Source organism: Bacillus sp. FSL W8-0640 (genome assembly GCF_038007725.1).
GTDB classification, from domain to species: domain Bacteria; phylum Bacillota; class Bacilli; order Bacillales; family Bacillaceae_G; genus Bacillus_A; species Bacillus_A cereus.
Genome location: NZ_JBBOXT010000002.1, coordinates 286,711 through 307,765 on the forward strand (window position 1 = coordinate 286,711; position 21,055 = coordinate 307,765).

Below are 21,055 nucleotides of genomic sequence, written 5' to 3' on the forward strand. Positions count from 1 at the left end.
TATGTGGGGCTATTTACAGGGAAAACAAGTCGCCTTAAAGCGAAATCGAGTTGATTTATATCATTTTGGTTATATGATTCGTTCCAAATCAGCTCGAAAGTTAGGAACAACTACAGCTCAACAAATTAAAGATATAACAGATGAAATTCGTGCATTTTTAGTTAAAGAATATCGTGATATCTTAAGTGAATCTTTTATGAATAAGGAAAAAAAAGCAGCTGTAGAGCAAATCATCAAAAGTTTCTTATTAAGTAATCAAGTCGTCATTTCAGAGGTACCTTCTGAACAGTTACTGAACATGGTGTGTGACGATATTGTGGGATTTGGAATTATTCAACCTCTGATTGATGATAAAGATGTAACAGATATTTATATCAATGGAATAAAAGAGATTATATACGAAAAAATTGGTGAGGGAGAATGCAAGTACAAGTATCGATATGAAGCTGAAGAAGATGTAAAAGCCTTAGCTTATAAGATGGTAAACAGTACGTCAGAATCACTTAATACAGCAAAGCCATCTGTCGACTGCGTGTTCCCTTATATTCGTATCAATATCGCCTTAGATGAGATTGCTGGACTTGGTACAACAATTACTATTCGTAAGAATGCAGATCATCTTCGTGCTTCAGAAGAACGTATGTTATCCACAAATCAAGCATCGAAAGAGATGTTGGACTTTTTGGCAGCAGCTGTGAAAGCCAAAATGAATATTTTAATTGCTGGAGCAACAGGAACAGGGAAAACGGAGTTTATGAAGTACCTTGCTTCTCATATACCAAAGAATGAACGTACTCTTGTAGTGGAAGATAATCCTGAACTCTATTTACATCGCATATTTCCAGAGCATCATTTTGTTCCGATGCAATGTAGGGCATCCGAAGTTGAAGAAAATGCAATTGATTTTGATAGATTGTTAACAAATGCTTTACGTCAAGGACTAAAGAGATTACTTGTAGGGGAATCAAGGGGGGGAGAAGCCCTGAAAATGATTAACTTCTTCCAAACGGGACACTCTGGTTCTACCTCTGTCCATGCAAGAAGTGCAAAAGAAGCAGTAAGACGTTTAATGCTTATGTGTCTACAAAGCGGTGCGAATATTGGTGCTCAGTATTTATATGAATTAATTTCACAGACATTTGATGTGATTGTCTTTTTCGAAAAGAAAGATGATGGGAATCGTTATATTACAGAGATGATCGAATTATTGGATTATCAAGGTGATATACAATTTAATCAACTTTCTCAGTTTATTCCGACATACGAGGAACATGATGAAATGAATGAAAGAGTAGGAAAGATTCATGGCCAGCATAAAATTACAGCAAGAATGTCAGCCGAAATGGAGAGGAAATTCCATTCTTCTTCTGTAAACCCAGCTCTTTATGCACCATTCCTTTCACAACAGGAGGTGCAGTATGCATAGTTTGTTAGCTTATGGATGTATATTATTAATCTTTATTAGTGTAGTATTGCTTGTTTTACTTTTTGCGAAATCTAAAGGTTCTGCTCTTTCGCAATTTGTACAAGAAAATGAGAAAGAAGAAAGGCGCTTGGAATTAAGAAATATTAAAGGCATACGAATGTATCTGCCACAATCTGTTATCCAAGAAGCCCAAAAATACGAGTGGAAATTGACGAAAAGCATGTACTGGGTATATACGATTCTTTCCGGAATGAGTATAGCAGCAATATTCTACTTCTCCTTTGGAAGAGATCCTTTTACACTGATTTCTGCTTTATGTGGATTTTTAGTTCCGAGATTTCTTCTCTATCGAAGAAAAAAACGTTACTACTTGGTTGTCATTGACCGTCTCTCAATTTATATGAAGGCGGTAGCGAATGCGCTTCAAATTAGTAATAACGCTAAACGCGTGTTAGTACAAGTAAAGCCAATGATGCATGAGAGTATTCAAGAAGAAATAGAAAAAGTTTCTCTTTTATTAGAAGGTGGAACTACAATGCACCGTGCATTTAAAGGATTCAATGAAACTTTTAATTTTAGAGAATTGGTTTTCTTCCATGAAATGTTGGAAGTGTGTAGCCGAGAAGGTGGGGCAAATTCAGTACAAGTCTTATTAGATATTGCAGAAGATTTCGAAAAACAAAAGCTATATTTGGCAAGATTACGTTCTAGTTTGTCACAAGCACAACGTGCATTTGTACAAAACTGCTTAATCGTCATTGCCATGCCGATTGTAATTATGTTGATGTCAAAAGAAGCATATGGATTTTTAGTAGGTTCTATGATGGGGAAAATTGCATTAGCGGTAAATATGTTCATTGTCTTTTTCTTAGCAACCTGTGTAGAAAAGATTGCAAATTATAATCCAACAGAAAGAGGGGAATAAAGTGGCTACGATTTTAGCTTTAGTGGTATTCGTTGTCATGTACTGGGTATTCTCTACCTTTCTACAAAGTAAAAAAGACAGCGGTAGCCTACTTACAAACTATGTAGAAAATGCAAAACGAATTGAAAAAAAGAATTTAAATCAAATGATGCTTGCTCCCTTCCAGTCGTTATCACATAAGTATCTGACAGAAGAAAAGAAAGAGCAGATCCAGAAGAAATTAGAAGAAGCTGGTTTGGATACGAAACCAGAAGAATATTTGAAAATGAAGGTTGCGTATCCCGTCATTTTCACCTCGGTTTTCTTGATATGTACGGTATTTCATGATTACTACTTATTTAAAGTGGGTGTTTTGATTTCACCACTGCTTTATTTCTATCCTGATTATCTATTAAAGAGAAGAATCAAGCAGGCGATAGAAGCTAGGAAGTTCGAATTACCAGAGTATCTAATTCCACTGCTGCAGTTGTTAAAAACACATACAACATTAGAAGCAGTAAAAAAGGCGCAGATATATGCTGGAAGACATCTTCGACCGTATGTATCTACACTTACAGCGGAATTAGAAATGTATGCGGGTTCGGATCAACCATTTAGAAACTTTGCAGCAGCCTTAAATAGTCCAGAAGTAAATATCTTTACTATTGCATTGCAACAAGCGCAAAAAACGGACAAGGTACAGAGTCTTCGTATTATGGATGCACAGATTAAAATGATGCGTGAGTTAAAACATGAGAACTATAACCGTCTCATTCAAAATAAACCAATGGAAATGAATAAATTTAACGTCGCAGTTATTGGATGTATTGTGATTTATCCAATGGTTATTGTTATTCAATCCTTAATGCAAGGATTTGCAAGTATATAGAAAAACATTATTCAAAATGGAATAGGTAAAGGAGCAAAATATATGTTAACGAAAATGAAGAATTGGTTAAAAAATGAAGACTCACAATTATCATCAGAAAATGGTATGTTAATCGCCTTGGCGGTCATTATTGTGCTGGTAATTGGACCATTTGTATGGAAAGCAATCCAAGGTGGCTATGATACAATTCTAGCTCGATTCACAAAAGCATCAAGCAATGCAGATGTGAATACTTGGAACAAGTAATAAAAGTTTTAGGTTAATGATGTTTATTATGTATAGCTCAAATAAATGGATAAGGGAGATTCAATCATGTTAGCAAAAATGAAAAATTGGTTAAAAAATGAGGATTCACAACTATCATCAGAAAACGGTATGTTAATTGCCTTGGCGGTCATTATCGTATTAGTAATTGGACCGTTTGTATGGAAAGCAATCCAAGGTGGTTATGATACGATCCTGGCACGATTTACAAAAGCATCAAGCAATGCAGACGTAAATTCTTGGAATAAGTAATAAAAGATTTAAATAGTTAAGTTCTTATTTTAGTAAATTCTTAAAATTGATATATAAAGGAGACGAAATGCGATGTTAGCAAAAATGAAGAATTGGTTAAAAAATGAGGATTCACAGTTATCATCAGAAAACGGTATGTTAATCGCTTTAGCGGTAATTATTGTATTAGTAATTGGACCGTTTGTATGGAAAGCAATCCAAGGTGGTTATGATACAATTCTAGCTCGATTCACAAAAGCATCAAGCAATGCAGATATAGATTCTTGGAATAAAAAATAAATATAAAAATAAACGTGGGGGCTACTCTAAAAGTGGTCCCTTTTTTACACAGTATTTTTATATGAAGTTAAGAGGGGAGTAAAGAAAATGAGCCTGTATATCATGGGATTATTTCTAAGTTATATGGTACTTAATGTATTTACTGACTTAAAGTATAGAAAAACAAAAAATGTATGGCATTTCATTTTTTTAATAGTAGGTTTAGGTATTACGTATTTTGCAGGAATACGAACGGGAAAAGAGATTGTAATTGTACTTACTATGGCCTTAGTATGTGGCTTATTGTTAGAGACATTTAAATTTTCTTCACCGGGTGATACGAAAATGCTGGTGGTGGTAGCCTTATATGTTAGCAATGTAGTAGAAGAATCGGCTATGCTTACCGCAATTACATTAACAGCTTTCCATTTACTATTCTTTTGGATTGCTAGTGTTTATCGATTAATTAAAATTTTAGGGTTTGTAGGAGCGATTAAAGACCAATTGGAGCATGCAGCTTCTATATTTGGTGTAAAACTACCTAAGAAAGAAATAAAGTTAATACAGAGCTTCCCAGGGGCTTGTTCTATTTTACTAGGGGCGATGGTTTATATTGCGTTCACTATCTATCAAAATGGAGGTATCTTGGCTTGAACAGTAGAATCATTCATCAAAGAGAAACCTATATTTACTTTACAATTTTTGCACTAATAGGCGTTATTATTTTAAACATGTTTATTAATATATTGTTTGTATTAGCATATCCTTTACTGATAGGATTAATTGTGCAGGTTATCTTGTTGCAGAAGATAAAGAAGCCATTTTATCGGAGCGGGAAAGAATTAACAGAACAGTTAAAACTAAAAAATATGTTTCTAGTAGAATCAAATATTTTAGGAGATGAAGAAGGAACAGTTTATGAGGTGCATCAAATGCCTTTTACAATCTCTAATGGATTAATTAATAAAGATAAGACTTATAAGGTGATAAAACAAGAGTATGAGAGAAAAGTAAAAGAGGATTTAACGAAAATTTCTAAATGGCAAGTTACAACAAAAGCTAGACTTGTTACGACAACTCATTTTCGTTTATATACAATTTGGCAGAAAAATAGTACAGGCTATCAGCTAAAGAAGTTAGAAGATTGTATAGATCCATATGCCAAGATGAATTTTATTCAATGGATAATTGCTTCATTCTGTACGACTGGCCGTTTAAAGTATGATAAGAAGCCTAAAGAATGGGAAAGTTACGAATGGATAACCTTAAAATAAAAAGACAAAAGTTATAATACTTTTGTCTTTTTTTCTTACTATTTCTTCTAACAATTTCATGAACTATGCATGATTTTTAGCGAGTTCTATAAATGGTTGATATTTTGTTACATCACTAATATCAAGTCCGAAATCGAAAGCATCTATTTCTGCATGATAACCGTAAGATACTAAACCAAAATCTTTATGTGACTCAGGGAAATAAATAAGTACTTTTGCATTTTTATAGTCTTTTAAATTTAATAATTCATACATTTTAACGATTAGATATTTGCCAATTCTATTAATTGCACTCGTTCCGCTTGTGACGTTAGAAATCTCATCATAAATGTGTAATGTATGATTTTCACTGTCGACGAATAATAAAAAATGATTGTAACCCATATTGTGGAAGTTTTCTGTAACTAGGTGATATTGGTTTTCGCGGCTAGTAGGGAATAAGAAAATATCGAATGAATCTTCAGCCATCATAATAGTTGCTTCATTATCTATTGTATCTTTTTTAAACTTTTTGAACATGGAAATTCCTCCTTTCAAAGAACGTATGTTTTTATAATTGTAGCATAGATTTAATGTATTTAATAGAATATATTGGAAAAATAATAGATGAAAGGAAGAAAATGTTAATTTTGTAGACGATAAAAGAACAAAAGCTGCTGTCACAATTACTTCTTAAAACATGGATACAAGTATACAGAATGCATTGGACTCCTATCTTCAACGGATAGGTCTTCTTATTTCTTAATTACCAAAAATGATGTTTTATTTTTTATATAGAAACGAATATATGTGCAGGGAAGAAGGCTGTAATAAAAACAATTCGAATCGCTAGTCATTTGGAGGAAACAAAAGCAACTTTGGAAATTTTTGCTTTACTTAATGTAACACGTGAACACATTTTTTAAGATTCATAATAACTTAGATAGATTAAAAGAAATTTTAAAATATATTACTAAGTGTATACAATACAATGATTGTGAAAAAATAGTTGAAATAACAGTGAATACAAATGTGGTGCTTGCACATATGACATGTAAATGAGATAGGGTCCAATTGTCAAAAACTTAGAAATTAAAGATTGATGAAAATACGCTCTTAGTATTTTTGATTGACTCGTTTTTTTATAAAAAAGTTTAATCATTTTCTACATATGTTACTCCAATAAATATAGGAGACATATCCTGTTACAACTGTAAGAAAACCCATGCTATGACTGAGATAACGAGTAGAATAGAGCAAAATATTACACAGAGAAGAAAAAACAACTGTTAATTTGTGGATAAAATTGTTATTATATGTAACGTGTTTTGTTTTTTGTGCTAATATTATAAACGCAATTCTTTATATTTGAATATAATCTTATTAGTTCTCATGTGTATCAGAAGGCGGGGTGAGGATGATGGATGCAAAAACCAGCTGTTTTATTCAAAACTTAAACGAAAAATTGCAATTTTGCACATACGAGTTTATTAGACTGGAAGGTTGTGGAGAGAGAAAACAGGTTGAGAAAGAGCTAAAAAAAATCTTATTGGATATTGAGATTATGATTCATTTAACAGAGCTTTTTATGCTAATAGACAATTCGTATGCGTCAGAATTAAAGCAAATACATGAGAAATTACTACAAAAACAAGAGTATATTCAATTCGAATGCAACAAAACTTTAGTCTGTATTTAGAAGTAGAAAAAGCTAAGTTTTCTAAAAAAAGAGAATTTTTTTTAGAAAAAAATATTTACATTTCTCATTTTTTGGAATAAACTTCTAATTGTAAACAAATAAATACAAAATATGGAAAGGTTGTGCGTTATGACTAACGTAACTGGAACGAAATTTACTTATGAACAAGTGCAGGATGTGATCATCACTGTAATTAAAGAAGAAGCTTCAGTAGATGAAGTAGCTTTAGATGCAACTTTACAAGATCTAGATGTGGATTCATTATTGTTCGCAGAAATTATGATCGTATTACAAGACGAATTTGATCAAGAGCTGGAAGTAGAAGAGCACTTAAATCCAAAAGAATCAAAGCCTACTGTTAACGATCTGGTAAAGGCAGTTTATACATGTTTACAAGTTTAATAGTTTAAACTTGTTTTAATTTGTTTAAATTAATAAACAGATTTTATAATCAAACTTAATGTGGAAGAAAATTATGATTCGTAGAAGGAGTTAATAAGATGACGACTACAGTTGATACACGTACTCGATTTGATGTAGAAAAATTTGAAGACTGGAAGAAAGAAGGCGTTTATCCATTCTTCCCAACAGTTGAATCAACAACTGACAACTACATTACAACAAAGGAAAACGGTAAGATGTTGATGTTCGGATCTTGTGATTATCTAGGATTATCTCAGAATGATTATTTAAAACAAAAATCCATCGAAGCGATTCAGAATTTTGGTACAAATACATATGGTGCACAAATCTTTTGTGGTCATACAACGATTCATAATGAACTAGAAAATAAACTTGCTAAACTATACAATAAGCCAGCTGGAATTATATTCCCATCTGGTATGACTGCAAATATTGGGGTTTTAACTGTATTAGCTGGGCCAGACGATGTCATTATAAATGACAGATTAAATCATATTTCTATTTTCATGGGAAGCCAGTTATCAGGTGCGCAAATCCGATCCTTCCCACATAATAATGTAAAGAAGCTAGAATCTATTTTAAAACAAAGCATGGACAAAGGAAAAAGAATCATCGTTGTAGATGGCCTATTTAGTGCGGATGGAGATTATGCACCATTAGATAAAATATGTGCACTTGCAAAAGAATATAACGCGATTGTAATGGTTGACGAAGCACATTCATTTGGTGTTGTTGGACCGAACGGACTAGGAGTTGCGGAGCATTTTGGTGTTTTAGACCAGGTAGACATTGTTGTTGGAACAATGAGTAAAGCTGTAGGTAGTGTTGGCGGATTTATTGTAACAAATAAAGAAATTGAAAAAGGTATAAGATATTATGCACCATCATATACGAGTTCAAGAGGATCTACGCCAGCAGTTGCAGCGGCTTCCCTTGCTTCTTTAACATATATGGAAGAACACGGTTTACAATTAAGAGAAGACCTTTGGAGAAATTCACGATACTTAATTGATAAATTACAGGAGAATGGTTTCAATTTATTAGATACTGTAAGCCAAATTGTCCCTGTTCTAGTTGGAGATGATAAAAAGACAGCAAGCGTCACTTCATGGTTGATGGAAAAAGGATTGTTTACAGCAGCTTTCATTTCTCCAGGTGTTCCTGTAAATAAGGGCCGATTACGTATTGGTGTTACAAGTAGCCACTCGATTGAAGAATGTCAAAAAGTAGTTGATTTATTAATAGAGGCTAAAGAAATCTTTGAATTTTAATTCCTATATTTGCTAACTATCGTTGTAAAAGATGATATACTTATACATACAGATAGTTATGATACCATCAGTAATATTAGCTCATTTACCTCTAACTGATGGTATCATTACAAATATATTAATTAAAAAGGATGCGAATCATGGAGAATTACGAATGCAAAAACAGAGAAAACATTCTCGAACAATTTAATTTGGCGACTCCCATTTTCCAAGCATTGGGTGATGTAAATCGGCAGCAAATTATTATGATTTTACTTAAAACAGATGGATTAAATGTAACTCAAATAACAGAGCAAATGTCAATTTCTAGACCTGCAGTATCTCATCATCTAAAAATACTAAAACAGGCAGAATTGGTTAGACCAAAGAAACATGGAAAAGAAGTATATTACTCTTTGACAACCAGCAATTTTGTAATTTATATGAAAGAATTAGTATCTGCGATTGAAGCAGGATATTAATTTTTTTAATTAACATGTTTATAAGTTTGAACATATGAACATGTTGTATGCACTTTTAACAAATAGGAGGTACAATGATGCAAAACCAAAACCATTCAAACAAAATTTATTTCTTACTTCTATTAGTTCCTTTGTTTTGGGGCGGTTCATTCTCAACAGCTGAACATGTCGTAACAGAAATCCCACCTCTAGTGGCGGCTACACTTCGTTTCGGTATCGCGGGTGTCATCCTTATGGTGTATTTAACAATTAAAGCAGAATGGGATATGGGATCTATTAAGAAAAGATGGAAAGGATTATTATTAGTCGCGTTAACTGGTATTTTCGGGTATAATGCTCTTTTCTTTTTAGGTGTACACTATACATCTGCAATCAATGGTTCATTAATCATTGCAACAATGCCAATCTTCGTTACACTAGGTTCTATTCTCTTTTTAAATGAAAAATGGAACAGTAAGGTCGGAATCAGTTTATCGCTATCTTTAATCGGTGTGATTATTGTTATTACAAAAGGGTCACTTGATATGTTACTCTCTTTAGCATTTAATGTGGGAGATTTACTATTTTTAGCTGCTTTAGCATGTGGCGTTATTTATGGTTTAGTAGGTAAAGCTGTTATGAAAGATGTTTCGCCTTTATTTGCAACTACGATTATGACTGTTATGGGTTCTGTTTTTCTAGCAATCTCTTCCTTATATGAAGGTGGCTGGGACAAAGTACCAAGTATGTCTGCACAAAGCTGGTTAGAAATGTTTTATATGGTTATATGCGGTACGCTTGTTGGATATATTATTTTTAACAAAGGTGTAGAGCAAATCGGTGCAAGTAAAGCGAGTATGTATCTAAATCTTACACCAATCGTGACGACTTTAATTTCTGTAGTGCTCTATGGATCAGTCATGAGTTGGAAAGAAGTAATTGGTATGATATTTGTACTAATTGGGGTATACATTGCTAATTCAAAACCAGCAAGTTCAAGTAAGAAAGTTGCCCTTAATGATTAAAGGGATTGGTATAGATATTACAGAGATTGAAAGATGGAAAAATAAAAAGATACTGCAAAAATTATTCACGGAACAAGAAGTAATGTGGGCAAAAGAGAGTTACATCAACTATTCAATCATGTGGTGCATCAAGGAAGCATCAGTAAAAGCACTCGGTACTGGCTTTCAAAAGAACACCATGTGGAAGGATATAGAGATAGTAAACATTGATGGGAAATACGAAATACATTTCAGCACTGCAGCAAAACACAAATGCCATATAAAAGCAAAAGATCAATTCCATATTGATGTGACAAGAAACGATACGAGTGTGATAGCACATGTAATTTGGACTGATACTCATTTGGTATAAAGTTAATATTGGATTAGCACCACATCGCTATCAAGCTAAGATTTTAAAGTCTCCCCTAAACGGAAATCTTCTTTCTCTATAGGTAGTTACTTTGAGAAGATAGCTCATCTTTTTCGTTTTGGGGGCGCTTATTTTTTTGTTGATGGTGATTTGGCGGGCTCCTATAAAAAAAGACACCCTAAGGTGCCTTCCTCTAACTTGAACCACGTTCATTTAGTATAAACCCATCCGTATTATCCCTTTGTTATACGTGTAAACACATCCTATAAAACATCAATATACACCAGATTGTTAGTTCACAAAGTACAAGAGATTTGAGTTCAGTATTAGAGTGACGCCACACCTTTTATAATTATCGATATGTTACGCCTTTCAAAAGAATCTGCTTTATAGAATGTATCCACAATTTATATGTTACTATATGTAATATTTATTTGGTGTAATTTTTATGAATATGTATAATTGCATAAAGTTTATGAAAAAATGAGAGTATAATTTGGTATTGTGTAATAAAGATAAGGCCCACCTACGGAAATAGGTGGGGTTTTTGTTGGGTATTTTTATCTCATTGCACAAAAGGGAATTTCTATTAAAACCATAGCATATTTCTATAGCTCTTATATTGAGAAAAAAGAAAAGACACCCAAATAAGAGTGTCTTTTCCCATAGTTTTTAGCAGAAGCAAGAAGCTCCAACAATAATTAATAAAATAAATAATACAACTAATAAAGCAAATCCTCCTGCAAAGCCACAGCCGCCACCGCAGCTACCACCAAAGCCCATAATAATTCCTCCTTTAAAGAGTAGGAGAAAAATAAGGAGTCACTCATGTATTTTAATGGATTCAAATTACTTTATGTTTTTATGGATTAAATGAGCATGGCCTTTTGAAAATAAAAAAAAGACGCCATAAAGCGCCTCCCATTTGGGTAAATAAGAAGTAAGGTTTCCATTTTAATTGGAAAAAATAGAACAGGTGCTTAGATTTTATCACGATTTTTTGCTGAATGAACATGCATTATTACATATCACTATAAATACCTCTATTTTCCATTTGATAAAATAAATTACAAATATTTACAAAATTTAAATAAATATTTCTACAAATTCAAAATATTTACAAAAATCACAAAAGTGATACATTTAAGGTGCAAGTTATAAAAAACTATTAAAGGGGGATTTATTATGTTCAAAAAATTAGTAGTTGGGGCTTTAGCGACAGGTATTGCATTAACAGGAGGAATTGGTGCTGCATCAGCAGACATAGCAACTAAACCAAATGAAACAATACAGTTCACATGTAAATATGACAAAACTACTGATGGTAAGTACAAAAAAGAAGAGAGACAAAAATCCGAATACTTCAGTAACACTAAAACTGAGCAAGCTTGTGGCGGAACAATCGTCTGGTATTTAAAAGGAATTAAGTACGTAAACGACAATGGCGGGGAGTATGTTGCTTATTATGAAGGATGGATTAAATAGTTAGCATACATTTCATTCTATAAAAGGAACTTTAAGCAAAAAAAACTATAATAAGCTGTCCATATGGGTAGCTTATTTACATAGAAAAGACACCCTAAGGTGACTTCCTCCGACTTGAACCATCTTAATTTTATTGTGTTGTTATTATATAAGAAAAGAAGACATGGATTAAGATGTCTTCTTTTACTTGTACACTTGGTGTTAAGAAGGTATTTATTGCTTAAAAACCATAAAAAAATATAACAATCATCGAGTAAACCTATTATAGCATCAATAAATAGGGTCTTTATATTTATTTTTGATTATATAGATTTATTTATATTTTATCTATATAGTTAAATTGTCTGTTTCTTGTTTTAATTCGTTTGTTTATTTTGAGTGCTCCAGCAATGGAGCCTTTTTTTATGCGATAAAACATTTTCTTAGCATTACTTAGTTGATCTATATTAACTTTACCCTCTTAAATTATATCTATATTTTATCAAATGATTATATAGATAACCAGTTTTTTCTAATAATCTAGTGGATTGATAATTTTCATGTTACTTGTTAATTTTTATAGGAAAATTTATCATGCAATGAAGATTGAGAAATCAAGAATTATAAAAAACTTATAGTATCTTTAGGAAAAACATATTTATCATTCGTATATTAATATGTTATAATTTAATCTCTAAAACTACCCAAAAAAGACTGCCAGTAATGGTGGTCTTTTTTATATTGGTGAGATTGTACTAGTATGATAGAATAGGATTAACTGTATATTGTGAGGGTGATTGGTTATCCCTTCTTTCCATTTGGAAGGAAAGGAGGTGATATACCTATGGAGTTTTTGTTTGAGCTTCTAAAAGAATTTGTGAAAGCCATTGTACGTGAAGTTTCTGCGTATGTTTTTAGGAAACAAATTTTAGAAAAAGATAACAAAAAACCCACTCCTCGTCGCCGTCCAAAGCAAAAGGGTGGGTTTCGTAAAAAATAAATGATATAACCACCACCCTGACGGTAGCAGTTATTAGAAGAGATGTTAGCGCATCTCTTCTTTTATTATATACACAAGCTACTACTGTAATACTACTACAGTAATTATATCAAACGTACATAAAAAATCAATGAGCACGTAATAGATATAATGTACAAAAGAAAAGATACACAAAGGAGCCTTTTTTCAATTTATTACATCCCTAATTGATTGTAAATTGATTTGAATACGTGAATTCACCACGATATTTAATTGCAGCGACATAAGTACCGCTTGTATAGCTATCTGTGATAGGGGTTTGCCAAATTTCTGTTCCAGGAATAAATTCTGGTTCTAATGTTTGGAATCGTTCTAGGGTACCATTTGTGTGGATTTTAAAAATTTTCATTTGTGCACCAAAATGTTCTCTACCAAAGTGCTGTGTTAAGTAAAATGTATCACCAGTTATTAAATTCCCAATCTTCCAATCTGGTTGATATGTACTTTCCTCTGAATTTTGTAAATCCACAATGGTTTTAAATCCCCAATCATCATTAAGTGGATCTGAGTAAGCTGTAGCTGCTTGTGAGGTATGCTTACTCATTTCTATTGCAGTAAAACCGCTAAAAGTTAACGCCCCAATTAATGCTAATTTTCCTAACTTCATTATTGTTTCCCCCCTATTAATTTTTGTGATTTTTAAAACCAAAAATCATACACACATAATAATATAATCTACTGTATTATATTTCAAATATTTTCTAATAAAATCCATAAATAAAAAGGCACCCCAAAGGTGCCTTCCTCCGACTTGAATCACTTTAATTCTAATAATATGTATTGGACTCCCATTCAAGTATTATTTTTCTCAATGAATAATTGGTATATTTTAGGGTGTTTTTTACTATTTTTATGTTAAGATATTTTGGTTGATATTCATCTTATTTTAGGAGGTTGGAAGATCTGTTACATGCTTTTCATATGGATTTTAGTTTCTATACAGAAAATATAAAAGTTTTAGGGTTATTAGGGAATTCTACGCGATTATCAATTGTTTGTAAATTGATTACATATGGATCGTTGTCAGTTTCTGATTTAAGTAAGCAAACAAGAATTACAGAGGATTTGATTGTACAACATTTGCGTAAATTAGCCTTTGGAAATATTGTAATTAGTGAACGTATAGGGAAAAGGCTTTATTTTAAAATAAAAGATAATAAAACAATTGAGATTATTAAGGTATTAGGGTTACAGAGTTAAATTTAATCATTTGTATCCTCAAAAAGGGACACCTACGGACATAGGTGTCCCTTTTTGAGGATATACGAAAATCTCTGTATCAACTTTCACTTAAAAACATAGGAATACACTTTCAATTTTCTTACAATTCTGTATAACTATTTATAATTATATAAATAGTTTGAAAATTTGGTTGATATGTAAAGATTAGAGAGGTAATTTACAAAAATCGAAAGGGGATTTGATATGAATACAAAGTATGTTATTAATCCAAAATGTTTTCGGTTTAAAGTATTAAGTTTAGTTGCAGTTTTAATGATTACTATTTGTACATTTTTTGTAAGTGGAAATACAACCACTTTAGCTGCTACATCTACACCTGTATATTTAAGTGATACGTTGACTCCGATTTCTGTTGTAGGAGATATAGAGAAAATAAATCCTAATTATTCTTCGTATAATAAAAACCAATCATTTTATAAAACGAAGTTATCTATTAATGGTGTGCAATATGACAAAGGAATTGGCTCACATGCAAATAGTACAATTAAGTACAATTTGAATGGACAGTATTCTAAATTTACAGCAGATGTAGGAATAGATGATCAAGTAGCAGCTGGTCATGGTTCTGTGAATTTTGTGATAATCGCTGATGGTAAAATTCTGTATATAAGTTCGGTTAAAAAATCTCAAGATCCAGCTGAACATGTAGAAGTAAATATTGCAGGGAAAAATACACTTGAGTTAGTTTCGTATAATGCTAATGATAATATTGACAATGATCATGCTGACTGGGCGGATGCAAAATTGTTTACTCAATGAGTACAATATATTACTAAACTATAATTTACTAAAAAACTCCCTTAGTTATTTGAGGGAGTTTTTTAGTCAGAATATATCAATCTAAAAAGTCGAGTTCTTAGCGTATAGGAACTCGGCTTTTTCTTTATGAAATTTTGCTTAGCGTATAAAATTCGCGAAATGTTGGTACTATCCCTAATAAAGCAAATCCTCCAGCTTTCACCGTAACTACCACCATATCCTATAACAATAGTGCCTCCTTTAGATTAGAGGATAAAACTAGGGTTCATTCCATGTAATTTAATGAGTTCACATTACCTTATGTATTTAAGAATCAATTGAGCAGATCTTCTTGAAAATAAAAAAAGACGCCATAAAGCGCCTCCCATTTGGGTAAATAAGAAGTAAGGTTTCCAAGATAACTGAAAAAATAGAACAGGTGGTTAGAGTTTATCATATTCTTTCGCCGAATGAACATGCATTATTACATATCATCACAAACCCCTCTATTTTCCATTTGATAAAATAAAATCCCAATATTGTTAATAATTAAATGAATATTTCTACAAATTGAAAATATTTACAAAATATACAAAAGTGATACATTTAAGGTGCAAGTTATAAAAAATATTTAAGGGGGATTTATTATGTTTAAGAAATTAGTAGTAGGAACATTAGCAACTGGTATCGTATTAACTGGAGGGATTGGAGCAGCATCAGCAAGTACAGAAGGTGTAGATAATACTAAAAATTCAGCACCAATTATCCAACGTACCCAAATACTTAAAGATGATTTCAGTCTGATAAATGGTGAAAGAGAAGTATCGTTCGAGCATGTAAAAAAAGCAGATATGAGAGTTCATATGACAAACAATACTAAAGGTACACTTGACTGGTCTTTAAAAGATTCAAAAGGTAATGTTATTGGTTCTGGATCGTTAGCAGCAGGAAAAGGTTTTACAAATACGTACAATACTCTTTCAAAAGGTAAATATAAGCTTAAAGTTACTCACAGAAATGGTGGTTCTGGATCGTTCTATGCAGCTGCTCGTACTTTAGACTAGTATACATAGAACCATTTTAAGCGTATTGCAGAAGAACGATCAGAGAGTTTGGGGATTAAGGAGTTTTGTCATAATATCATCGTTTGCAAATACAAAGTCACAAAATGCCTACCTAGGGAAATAGGTAGGCATTTTTAATGTAGAAAAAAGACACCCAAAGGTGCCTTTTACGCTGTAATAAATTTAAATACATAGTACATAAAGAATAACAAAGATAGACTTGCTAATCTGCCAGCAATTGATTCTTTCATAAATTTCATAAGTATCACTTTGACAATCAATGCTAAGAATAACGGTATAAACAGTACCATAGCAAGTTTGATAGCTAAGTCGTTTATAGTTGGATTAAACGCTTCAAAGTTAATAATGATATTCACTTATCCATCTTTTTATCTGTTTATATTGTTTTGACTAATAAAGAGACGTTAATTTGAGAACCATTTATTTTTGGATTATAAGAGTACTCTCACATTTACGACAAGCGATCTTCTCTTCTTCAAAAATGAATAGATTCTCAGCATCACATTCTGGACATACAACTGCAAATGGTGTTTTTATATTTTTATAGCATAGGAAAGAAAAGAATGCCATGATTAGAGCAGGTATAATAAGCATCATAATTAAGAATAGGCCCGCAAAAACGCCTGTAATTATGGAAAGTGGTTTCATTAGTTTTCTACCTACGGAGTTTACTTGATTATCCTTTTTACGAAAAGCAGTAACAAGATAAGTTTGGGTTTCTTTTACTGGCTCAAATGCATTTACCGTATTGTAATCTTGTTCATCCATAGTGGGATAGGAAGTGTTTGGTCCTTGATATCCTCGTTGTATATAATAATTGTTTGACTCAGCTATTCGTGGTGTATACGAGATTCCAGTTCCAGGTACATAAGTTGTTGTTCTTGATTCAGGTGAAATAGAGTTCCCTCCCATACCTGTGTATGTAAAGTTAATTTTCACACCCGGGGAAAACTGGATAATTCTACGAAATTTATAACCCATAATATTGTATCCTCTCTATCTAATTAATATAATTAGCAAATAATTATATTAAATTTTTAATCTAATATTAATATATTAAGTTAAAATAAACCAATAAAAAAGAGTAATATTGAAGTTTACTAATTTAAGGCGTTTTAGGAATCCATTTTTACATGAAAAAGACACCCTAAAACGCCTTTCTCCGACTTGAACCACTTTAATTTTAATAATATGTATTGGACTCCCGTCCAAACATTATTTTACTACATTAAGTAATGTCAGTTGTTAAGAAAAAAAGGCACTCTTTCGAGTACCTTTTTCCTATTCTACTTTTAAATTAATTTCTTTACCTGTCATACCGCCACTAGCTTTTAAGAAAATTCCTTCAGCATCTTTTGGTATATCAAATACAATTTTCCCTGTCTGTGTTAGACCAGGATTTAATTGTTTTAAGAAGAAGTCAGTTTTTCCACCGTTAGCTAAGTCAAAAGATGTTTGACCTTGTACTGAAGATGTAAATTCACGACCTTTGTTATCTACCAATTTAAAGCTGTTAGTATCAACAGTGATAGCGTCTTTTTGATTATTAGTAAGTGTAACTTCTAAAATCTTAAAGACACCTTGTGCTTGTTCTTTTGAGTATTCATTACCCACAGAATCTACTGTTTCCATAGATCCTACAGAGATTTTTACATCAGAAGATACACCTTCTTTTGATACAGCTTTAGTGTCTGTTGAAGTTTTTTCTGTTGAATCTCCGCCGCCAGCAACCATAGCAATTATTCCGATTACAAATAAAGCTATAATGCCCAGGCATCCAAACTTAAATATTTTTCCCACGTTTGTTCCTCCAATTATGTAAAATGTAAGATTGCCTCATTAATAATACCAGATTATATATCTATTAATTGTCATATTATGTCGAAAGGAAATAATAATATAGTTCGGAAGTTTCAGTCTATATTTCTGAACTATGATCTATTATTTCTGCTGTACCTCTTATTCATAAAGAAAAGACACTCTAAGGTGCCTTCCTCCGACTTGAACCACTTTAATTTTAATAATATGTATTGGACGCCAATCCAAATATTATCTTACCACGTTAAGTTGTTTTGTTCATTGAGAAAAAATAAAAGCACTCAAAAGAGTGCTTTCGTGATTAATTCTTAGATAGATCAACACCATCTGTTTTGTTTCCTGCTGTCGCAGCAGCAGGTTCAGTTTGCATTGCCTTCAACATATTAGGATCAATATTAACTTGAACAGTGTTAACGTTATTTACGTTGTTTGTTCCAGCTGTACGGGCCGCGAATAATGCATTCTTGTAATCCACACGTCCGCTTAATAAGAATAAATCAATAAACCATAGAATCCCTAATCCTCCGCAAGTCAGAAGATTCAAGATACCCATGCCAATATCCCCAACATAAAATCTTCCTGCACCTAAGAATCCAAGGAAAATATGTAATAAATACGCTATACCTTTAGATTTCATCTTTTTCACTCCGTCCTAAAAATATAAAATGTAAGATTTCTAAAACATCATAACAGAAACAGTTACAACTATATTGTCATATTTTGTCGAATGTAAAATAAAAAAGCACTCATAAGAGTGCTTTTCCATAAATCTAATGTTTTTTACTAGATTTTTTATGTCCTTTATTTCGTTCACAAGCTACACCATCGCCATCACGATCTAAATGCGAAGCATAAGCTGGGCTATCTGGAGTTATATCATAGTAACCAGCATTATTTGCGTCTGTACAGTTTGCAAAGTGAACTTTCTCTTGTTTAGGTGCAGCTTGTTGCTGAGGTGCTGTGTTAGCTGCAGCTTTTTGTTGTTCCTGTTCTTTTGCTCGAGCTGCTTCTTGTTGTTTCTTTTGTTCTTCCTGTTGTCTTTGAGCCTCTTCTTGTTTGCGTTGTTCATCTAATCGCTTTTGTTCTTCAGCCTTTTTCTGTTCTTCTAACTTCTTTTGCTCTTCAGTTTGTTTTTGCTCTTCAGCTTGTTTTGGTTCTTCGGCTTTTTTCTGTTCTTCTATTTTCTTTTGTTCCTCTTCCTGTTTTTGCTCATCTAACTTCTTTTGTTCATCTTCTTTTTTAGTTTCTTGTTTTGGTTCTTCTGATGTACTTGCTTTATCATTTGAACCACAAGCAGCCAATCCCATAAGTAACACGCTGCATGCTAAAGCCATTAATAATTTTTTGCTCATAATTTAATTCCTCCAAGATATATAAAATGTAATATTTCTGGACAATCTTATCAAAATAAACATTTATTTATTGTCATATTATGTCGAATGAAAATAAAAAAGGAGAGAGCTATAACTCTCAATGGGAAAATGATAAGAATTTACCGATGGATATTAGAGAAATATCCTCTATTTTTTACTAATGTTGAATAATGGTTTTTATCAAATCTATCGGGAGATGTGGTTTTAATGTGGGGTAGGGGTGTGTATCAAAAGGTGTACCTTTCGGGAATGTATAAAATTGGTATATGTAAAATAAATAACAAATTATTACAAGTACACCTTTTTTACGGATTGTTTTTCACCTTAATAGATCTTGGGGTGTAAATAGTAGGTAATGTTGATAGTGACACGTAAGGGTGATAATGAATGTTAGAGAGAAATGAAAATTAGTTAGATACCCTTTATTTCGTAGTGAAAGATTATTAATCTTTACTATGTTATAGAAGGGGTTCTAAAGGTGAATAAAAAACTTAAAAAGCAGAAGAACAAGAAAAATACTAAAAATGTAAAAAAACAAAAAAAGACTTCCAAACTGGAGACTTTGATCAAATGGGGGAAGTTTGTAAAATTAGTAATTGAAATAATTAATATGTTCTTTTGAGATGTTTGAAGAGATTCTTTTATTAAACTTTATTTCAAATCAACATTTATAAGAATTCTGCAAAAAAAGAGTCTAATTACAGACTCTTTTTTGCTTATTGCGAAAATATTAGTTAAGCCAACCAGTTGTATATTCTGGATCAGCTTTTAAATTTAAAACATGTGTGAATGACCAGAACCCTAAAGAACCTGTAGCTGCAATTTTAAATTTACCAGTTGCAAAAGCCCATCCAGCAGATGCCCAATGGTTTGCCCCTTGGTCAGTTACAATAATTGATGGATTAATATTAGTGTGTCCATTATCAGCACTTAATGTTTTCGTTACATCTCTTGAGCCTAATGGATGCTGGAATCTAACTTTCACCCAATAGATACTAGCGAAAATTCCATATACAACTACTTTGTGTGTTACATTTCTTTCTTTAACTGCATAACTTGCAAGAGTGTTAAATGGTGCCTCATTTTGAGGTTTAACTTCTTCGACAACACTTGCTATGATAGAACCATTACTGAAAGATCTTGATTCACCTGGATTTAAAGTTGTAGTAGCTTGAAGTGCTTTTACAAATTCTTCACTATTAAGCGCTTTCACAAAGTTTTTCTTATCTTCATCACTTAATTGAGTATACTGTTCATATGATTTTTTTGCTTCTGGATCAGTTGTAGCTAAATGCTTGATGTGGTTTTCAAATTCGATTTGTTGTTGTTCGATGGTGTTAGTTGTTGTTTCTGTTGCGGCGAAAGACTGATTCACAAAAAGACCTGTGAACGTTAGTATGAAGGCTAAAAGATAGACGATTGGTTTTACTAGTTTTTTCAACATAATTCCCCCTATGCTTTGTTAATTTACGTAAATGCTCCCCTCAAATAAAGTAGTTTTGATTGTTATTAATCCTAAGAAAATTAATAGAACAAAAACTATAAAAATGATAATTATTACTTTTTGTTTCTTTGTAAATCGTTTCAATTTCTGCACCTCTTTTCTAGTTCTCTATTAATAAATTATCATTCATTTTAGGGAAGTTAGCAAATCCGTAAATTCATACATATATTATAATGAATTGTAAAATATTTCAATATTTTACTTACAATTGGAATATTATGGTCAATTGGTTCATTCTGGAATTTGTAATCTTGAATTCTTGTTTGTTACTGATAAGTAACATGGTGTCTATTCTTTTACTCATAAGTTTGTTGGAACGGCAATTTTATGCTTCCA

At 32.1% G+C, this 21,055-nt stretch carries 28 protein-coding genes; 19 read left to right on the plus strand and 9 right to left on the minus strand.

Features of this window, described 5'->3' with window-relative positions; all coding sequences use genetic code 11:
- Position 1 precedes the first annotated feature (1 nt).
- The 8 genes from N2V80_RS28535 (at position 2) to N2V80_RS28570 (ending at position 5,267) form a co-directional block, all read left to right on the plus strand.
- Positions 2 to 1,426, plus strand: coding sequence for a CpaF family protein (locus N2V80_RS28535; RefSeq protein ID WP_061655847.1), 1,425 nt, complete (start codon positions 2 to 4; stop codon positions 1,424 to 1,426).
- Positions 1,419 to 2,351, plus strand: a complete 933-nt coding sequence (locus tag N2V80_RS28540; RefSeq protein WP_061655848.1) for a hypothetical protein — start codon at positions 1,419 to 1,421, stop codon at positions 2,349 to 2,351. The genes N2V80_RS28535 and N2V80_RS28540 overlap by 8 nt, the downstream gene beginning before the upstream one ends.
- 1 nt (position 2,352) lies before the next feature.
- The gene (locus tag N2V80_RS28545; protein WP_061655849.1) at positions 2,353 to 3,219 is read left to right on the plus strand and encodes a hypothetical protein; all 867 of its coding nucleotides are present in this window, start codon (positions 2,353 to 2,355) and stop codon (positions 3,217 to 3,219) included.
- Between the two features lie 42 nt (positions 3,220 to 3,261).
- The gene (locus N2V80_RS28550) at positions 3,262 to 3,465 is read left to right on the plus strand and encodes a hypothetical protein (RefSeq protein ID WP_000956355.1); all 204 of its coding nucleotides are present in this window, start codon (positions 3,262 to 3,264) and stop codon (positions 3,463 to 3,465) included.
- A 66-nt stretch (positions 3,466 to 3,531) separates the two neighbouring features.
- Entirely contained in the window at positions 3,532 to 3,735 is a 204-nt protein-coding gene (locus N2V80_RS28555) for a hypothetical protein (RefSeq protein ID WP_000879955.1), read from the plus strand.
- 72 nt (positions 3,736 to 3,807) lie between these two features.
- On the plus strand, positions 3,808 to 4,014 hold the full coding sequence (locus tag N2V80_RS28560) for a hypothetical protein (protein WP_000879952.1): 207 nt from the start codon (positions 3,808 to 3,810) through the stop codon (positions 4,012 to 4,014).
- A gap of 87 nt (positions 4,015 to 4,101) precedes the next feature.
- Positions 4,102 to 4,647, plus strand: coding sequence for a hypothetical protein (locus N2V80_RS28565; protein ID WP_061655850.1), 546 nt, complete (start codon positions 4,102 to 4,104; stop codon positions 4,645 to 4,647).
- Positions 4,644 to 5,267: a hypothetical protein gene (locus tag N2V80_RS28570; RefSeq protein WP_044306996.1), complete on the plus strand. Its 624-nt coding sequence runs from the start codon at positions 4,644 to 4,646 to the stop codon at positions 5,265 to 5,267. The genes N2V80_RS28565 and N2V80_RS28570 overlap by 4 nt, the downstream gene beginning before the upstream one ends.
- 63 nt (positions 5,268 to 5,330) lie before the next feature.
- On the opposite strand, the gene N2V80_RS28575 is transcribed toward N2V80_RS28570, so the two are convergent.
- The gene (locus N2V80_RS28575) at positions 5,331 to 5,786 is read right to left on the minus strand and encodes a hypothetical protein (RefSeq protein WP_061655851.1); all 456 of its coding nucleotides are present in this window, start codon (positions 5,784 to 5,786) and stop codon (positions 5,331 to 5,333) included.
- 877 nt (positions 5,787 to 6,663) lie between these two features.
- Here N2V80_RS28575 and N2V80_RS28580 point away from each other — a divergent pair.
- The 6 genes from N2V80_RS28580 to N2V80_RS28605 all read left to right on the plus strand — a co-directional run bounded on the left by N2V80_RS28580 (position 6,664) and on the right by N2V80_RS28605 (position 10,456).
- On the plus strand, positions 6,664 to 6,945 hold the full coding sequence (locus N2V80_RS28580) for a hypothetical protein (RefSeq protein WP_080450989.1): 282 nt from the start codon (positions 6,664 to 6,666) through the stop codon (positions 6,943 to 6,945).
- A 129-nt stretch (positions 6,946 to 7,074) separates the two neighbouring features.
- Positions 7,075 to 7,347, plus strand: coding sequence for an acyl carrier protein (locus tag N2V80_RS28585; protein ID WP_044306994.1), 273 nt, complete (start codon positions 7,075 to 7,077; stop codon positions 7,345 to 7,347).
- A gap of 98 nt (positions 7,348 to 7,445) precedes the next feature.
- The gene (locus tag N2V80_RS28590; protein WP_061655852.1) at positions 7,446 to 8,639 is read left to right on the plus strand and encodes an aminotransferase class I/II-fold pyridoxal phosphate-dependent enzyme; all 1,194 of its coding nucleotides are present in this window, start codon (positions 7,446 to 7,448) and stop codon (positions 8,637 to 8,639) included.
- Positions 8,640 to 8,779: 140 nt separating this feature from the next.
- Entirely contained in the window at positions 8,780 to 9,100 is a 321-nt protein-coding gene (locus N2V80_RS28595) for an ArsR/SmtB family transcription factor (RefSeq protein WP_044306992.1), read from the plus strand.
- A 77-nt stretch (positions 9,101 to 9,177) separates the two neighbouring features.
- On the plus strand, positions 9,178 to 10,104 hold the full coding sequence (locus N2V80_RS28600; RefSeq protein ID WP_061655853.1) for a DMT family transporter: 927 nt from the start codon (positions 9,178 to 9,180) through the stop codon (positions 10,102 to 10,104).
- On the plus strand, positions 10,097 to 10,456 hold the full coding sequence (locus tag N2V80_RS28605) for a holo-ACP synthase (RefSeq protein ID WP_061655854.1): 360 nt from the start codon (positions 10,097 to 10,099) through the stop codon (positions 10,454 to 10,456). Before N2V80_RS28600 ends, N2V80_RS28605 begins: the two co-directional genes overlap by 8 nt.
- 672 nt (positions 10,457 to 11,128) lie before the next feature.
- Here N2V80_RS28605 and N2V80_RS28610 read toward each other — a convergent pair.
- The gene (locus tag N2V80_RS28610) at positions 11,129 to 11,239 is read right to left on the minus strand and encodes a YjcZ family sporulation protein (RefSeq protein ID WP_000505681.1); all 111 of its coding nucleotides are present in this window, start codon (positions 11,237 to 11,239) and stop codon (positions 11,129 to 11,131) included.
- Positions 11,240 to 11,641: 402 nt separating this feature from the next.
- Here N2V80_RS28610 and N2V80_RS28615 point away from each other — a divergent pair, with 402 nt between their 5' ends.
- Positions 11,642 to 11,941 (plus strand): hypothetical protein, encoded by a 300-nt coding sequence (locus N2V80_RS28615; RefSeq protein ID WP_061654822.1) that lies wholly within the window; start codon positions 11,642 to 11,644, stop codon positions 11,939 to 11,941.
- A gap of 823 nt (positions 11,942 to 12,764) precedes the next feature.
- On the plus strand, positions 12,765 to 12,920 hold the full coding sequence (locus tag N2V80_RS28620; protein WP_000394762.1) for a hypothetical protein: 156 nt from the start codon (positions 12,765 to 12,767) through the stop codon (positions 12,918 to 12,920).
- Positions 12,921 to 13,122: 202 nt separating this feature from the next.
- On the opposite strand, the gene N2V80_RS28625 is transcribed toward N2V80_RS28620, so the two are convergent.
- Positions 13,123 to 13,566: a DUF5065 family protein gene (locus N2V80_RS28625; RefSeq protein WP_061654762.1), complete on the minus strand. Its 444-nt coding sequence runs from the start codon at positions 13,564 to 13,566 to the stop codon at positions 13,123 to 13,125.
- Positions 13,567 to 13,880: 314 nt separating this feature from the next.
- Between N2V80_RS28625 and N2V80_RS28630 the strand changes: the two genes are divergently transcribed.
- From N2V80_RS28630 to N2V80_RS28640, 3 genes are all read left to right on the plus strand, one after another.
- Positions 13,881 to 14,159: an ArsR/SmtB family transcription factor gene (locus tag N2V80_RS28630; RefSeq protein WP_000347619.1), complete on the plus strand. Its 279-nt coding sequence runs from the start codon at positions 13,881 to 13,883 to the stop codon at positions 14,157 to 14,159.
- A gap of 225 nt (positions 14,160 to 14,384) precedes the next feature.
- Positions 14,385 to 14,960: an NPCBM/NEW2 domain-containing protein gene (locus N2V80_RS28635; RefSeq protein WP_061654761.1), complete on the plus strand. Its 576-nt coding sequence runs from the start codon at positions 14,385 to 14,387 to the stop codon at positions 14,958 to 14,960.
- Between the two features lie 626 nt (positions 14,961 to 15,586).
- Positions 15,587 to 16,003, plus strand: coding sequence for a hypothetical protein (locus N2V80_RS28640; protein WP_000473849.1), 417 nt, complete (start codon positions 15,587 to 15,589; stop codon positions 16,001 to 16,003).
- Between the two features lie 167 nt (positions 16,004 to 16,170).
- Here the strand turns inward: N2V80_RS28640 and N2V80_RS28645 are convergent, their stop codons facing one another.
- From N2V80_RS28645 to N2V80_RS28670, 6 genes are all read right to left on the minus strand, one after another.
- The gene (locus N2V80_RS28645; protein ID WP_001021325.1) at positions 16,171 to 16,380 is read right to left on the minus strand and encodes a hypothetical protein; all 210 of its coding nucleotides are present in this window, start codon (positions 16,378 to 16,380) and stop codon (positions 16,171 to 16,173) included.
- A 64-nt stretch (positions 16,381 to 16,444) separates the two neighbouring features.
- A complete protein-coding gene (locus N2V80_RS28650) occupies positions 16,445 to 17,005 on the minus strand; it encodes a DUF4236 domain-containing protein (protein WP_061656009.1) in 561 nt (186 codons plus the stop codon).
- A 300-nt stretch (positions 17,006 to 17,305) separates the two neighbouring features.
- Positions 17,306 to 17,824 (minus strand): DUF4352 domain-containing protein, encoded by a 519-nt coding sequence (locus N2V80_RS28655; protein ID WP_061656008.1) that lies wholly within the window; start codon positions 17,822 to 17,824, stop codon positions 17,306 to 17,308.
- Between the two features lie 319 nt (positions 17,825 to 18,143).
- On the minus strand, positions 18,144 to 18,479 hold the full coding sequence (locus N2V80_RS28660; protein ID WP_061656007.1) for a TM2 domain-containing protein: 336 nt from the start codon (positions 18,477 to 18,479) through the stop codon (positions 18,144 to 18,146).
- Between the two features lie 133 nt (positions 18,480 to 18,612).
- Positions 18,613 to 19,194: an excalibur calcium-binding domain-containing protein gene (locus N2V80_RS28665; RefSeq protein WP_061656006.1), complete on the minus strand. Its 582-nt coding sequence runs from the start codon at positions 19,192 to 19,194 to the stop codon at positions 18,613 to 18,615.
- A 751-nt stretch (positions 19,195 to 19,945) separates the two neighbouring features.
- A complete protein-coding gene (locus N2V80_RS28670) occupies positions 19,946 to 20,659 on the minus strand; it encodes a hypothetical protein (RefSeq protein WP_253859401.1) in 714 nt (237 codons plus the stop codon).
- Positions 20,660 to 21,055 lie beyond the last annotated feature (396 nt).

Coding starts and splice junctions, on each gene's coding strand:
- N2V80_RS28665 (WP_061656006.1), bottom strand. CDS start 19,194: ATGAGCAAAAAATTATTAATGGCTTTAGCATGCAGCGTGTTACTTATG.
- N2V80_RS28660 (WP_061656007.1), bottom strand. CDS start 18,479: ATGAAATCTAAAGGTATAGCGTATTTATTACATATTTTCCTTGGATTC.
- N2V80_RS28605 (WP_061655854.1), top strand. CDS start 10,097: ATGATTAAAGGGATTGGTATAGATATTACAGAGATTGAAAGATGGAAA.
- N2V80_RS28535 (WP_061655847.1), top strand. CDS start 2: ATGTGGGGCTATTTACAGGGAAAACAAGTCGCCTTAAAGCGAAATCGA.
- N2V80_RS28630 (WP_000347619.1), top strand. CDS start 13,881: ATGGATTTTAGTTTCTATACAGAAAATATAAAAGTTTTAGGGTTATTA.
- N2V80_RS28615 (WP_061654822.1), top strand. CDS start 11,642: ATGTTCAAAAAATTAGTAGTTGGGGCTTTAGCGACAGGTATTGCATTA.
- N2V80_RS28650 (WP_061656009.1), bottom strand. CDS start 17,005: ATGGGTTATAAATTTCGTAGAATTATCCAGTTTTCCCCGGGTGTGAAA.
- N2V80_RS28580 (WP_080450989.1), top strand. CDS start 6,664: ATGATGGATGCAAAAACCAGCTGTTTTATTCAAAACTTAAACGAAAAA.
- N2V80_RS28590 (WP_061655852.1), top strand. CDS start 7,446: ATGACGACTACAGTTGATACACGTACTCGATTTGATGTAGAAAAATTT.
- N2V80_RS28550 (WP_000956355.1), top strand. CDS start 3,262: ATGTTAACGAAAATGAAGAATTGGTTAAAAAATGAAGACTCACAATTA.
- N2V80_RS28555 (WP_000879955.1), top strand. CDS start 3,532: ATGTTAGCAAAAATGAAAAATTGGTTAAAAAATGAGGATTCACAACTA.
- N2V80_RS28585 (WP_044306994.1), top strand. CDS start 7,075: ATGACTAACGTAACTGGAACGAAATTTACTTATGAACAAGTGCAGGAT.
- N2V80_RS28670 (WP_253859401.1), bottom strand. CDS start 20,659: ATGTTGAAAAAACTAGTAAAACCAATCGTCTATCTTTTAGCCTTCATA.
- N2V80_RS28635 (WP_061654761.1), top strand. CDS start 14,385: ATGAATACAAAGTATGTTATTAATCCAAAATGTTTTCGGTTTAAAGTA.
- N2V80_RS28540 (WP_061655848.1), top strand. CDS start 1,419: ATGCATAGTTTGTTAGCTTATGGATGTATATTATTAATCTTTATTAGT.
- N2V80_RS28575 (WP_061655851.1), bottom strand. CDS start 5,786: ATGTTCAAAAAGTTTAAAAAAGATACAATAGATAATGAAGCAACTATT.
- N2V80_RS28610 (WP_000505681.1), bottom strand. CDS start 11,239: ATGGGCTTTGGTGGTAGCTGCGGTGGCGGCTGTGGCTTTGCAGGAGGA.
- N2V80_RS28595 (WP_044306992.1), top strand. CDS start 8,780: ATGGAGAATTACGAATGCAAAAACAGAGAAAACATTCTCGAACAATTT.
- N2V80_RS28620 (WP_000394762.1), top strand. CDS start 12,765: ATGGAGTTTTTGTTTGAGCTTCTAAAAGAATTTGTGAAAGCCATTGTA.
- N2V80_RS28560 (WP_000879952.1), top strand. CDS start 3,808: ATGTTAGCAAAAATGAAGAATTGGTTAAAAAATGAGGATTCACAGTTA.
- N2V80_RS28640 (WP_000473849.1), top strand. CDS start 15,587: ATGTTTAAGAAATTAGTAGTAGGAACATTAGCAACTGGTATCGTATTA.
- N2V80_RS28625 (WP_061654762.1), bottom strand. CDS start 13,566: ATGAAGTTAGGAAAATTAGCATTAATTGGGGCGTTAACTTTTAGCGGT.
- N2V80_RS28565 (WP_061655850.1), top strand. CDS start 4,102: ATGAGCCTGTATATCATGGGATTATTTCTAAGTTATATGGTACTTAAT.
- N2V80_RS28600 (WP_061655853.1), top strand. CDS start 9,178: ATGCAAAACCAAAACCATTCAAACAAAATTTATTTCTTACTTCTATTA.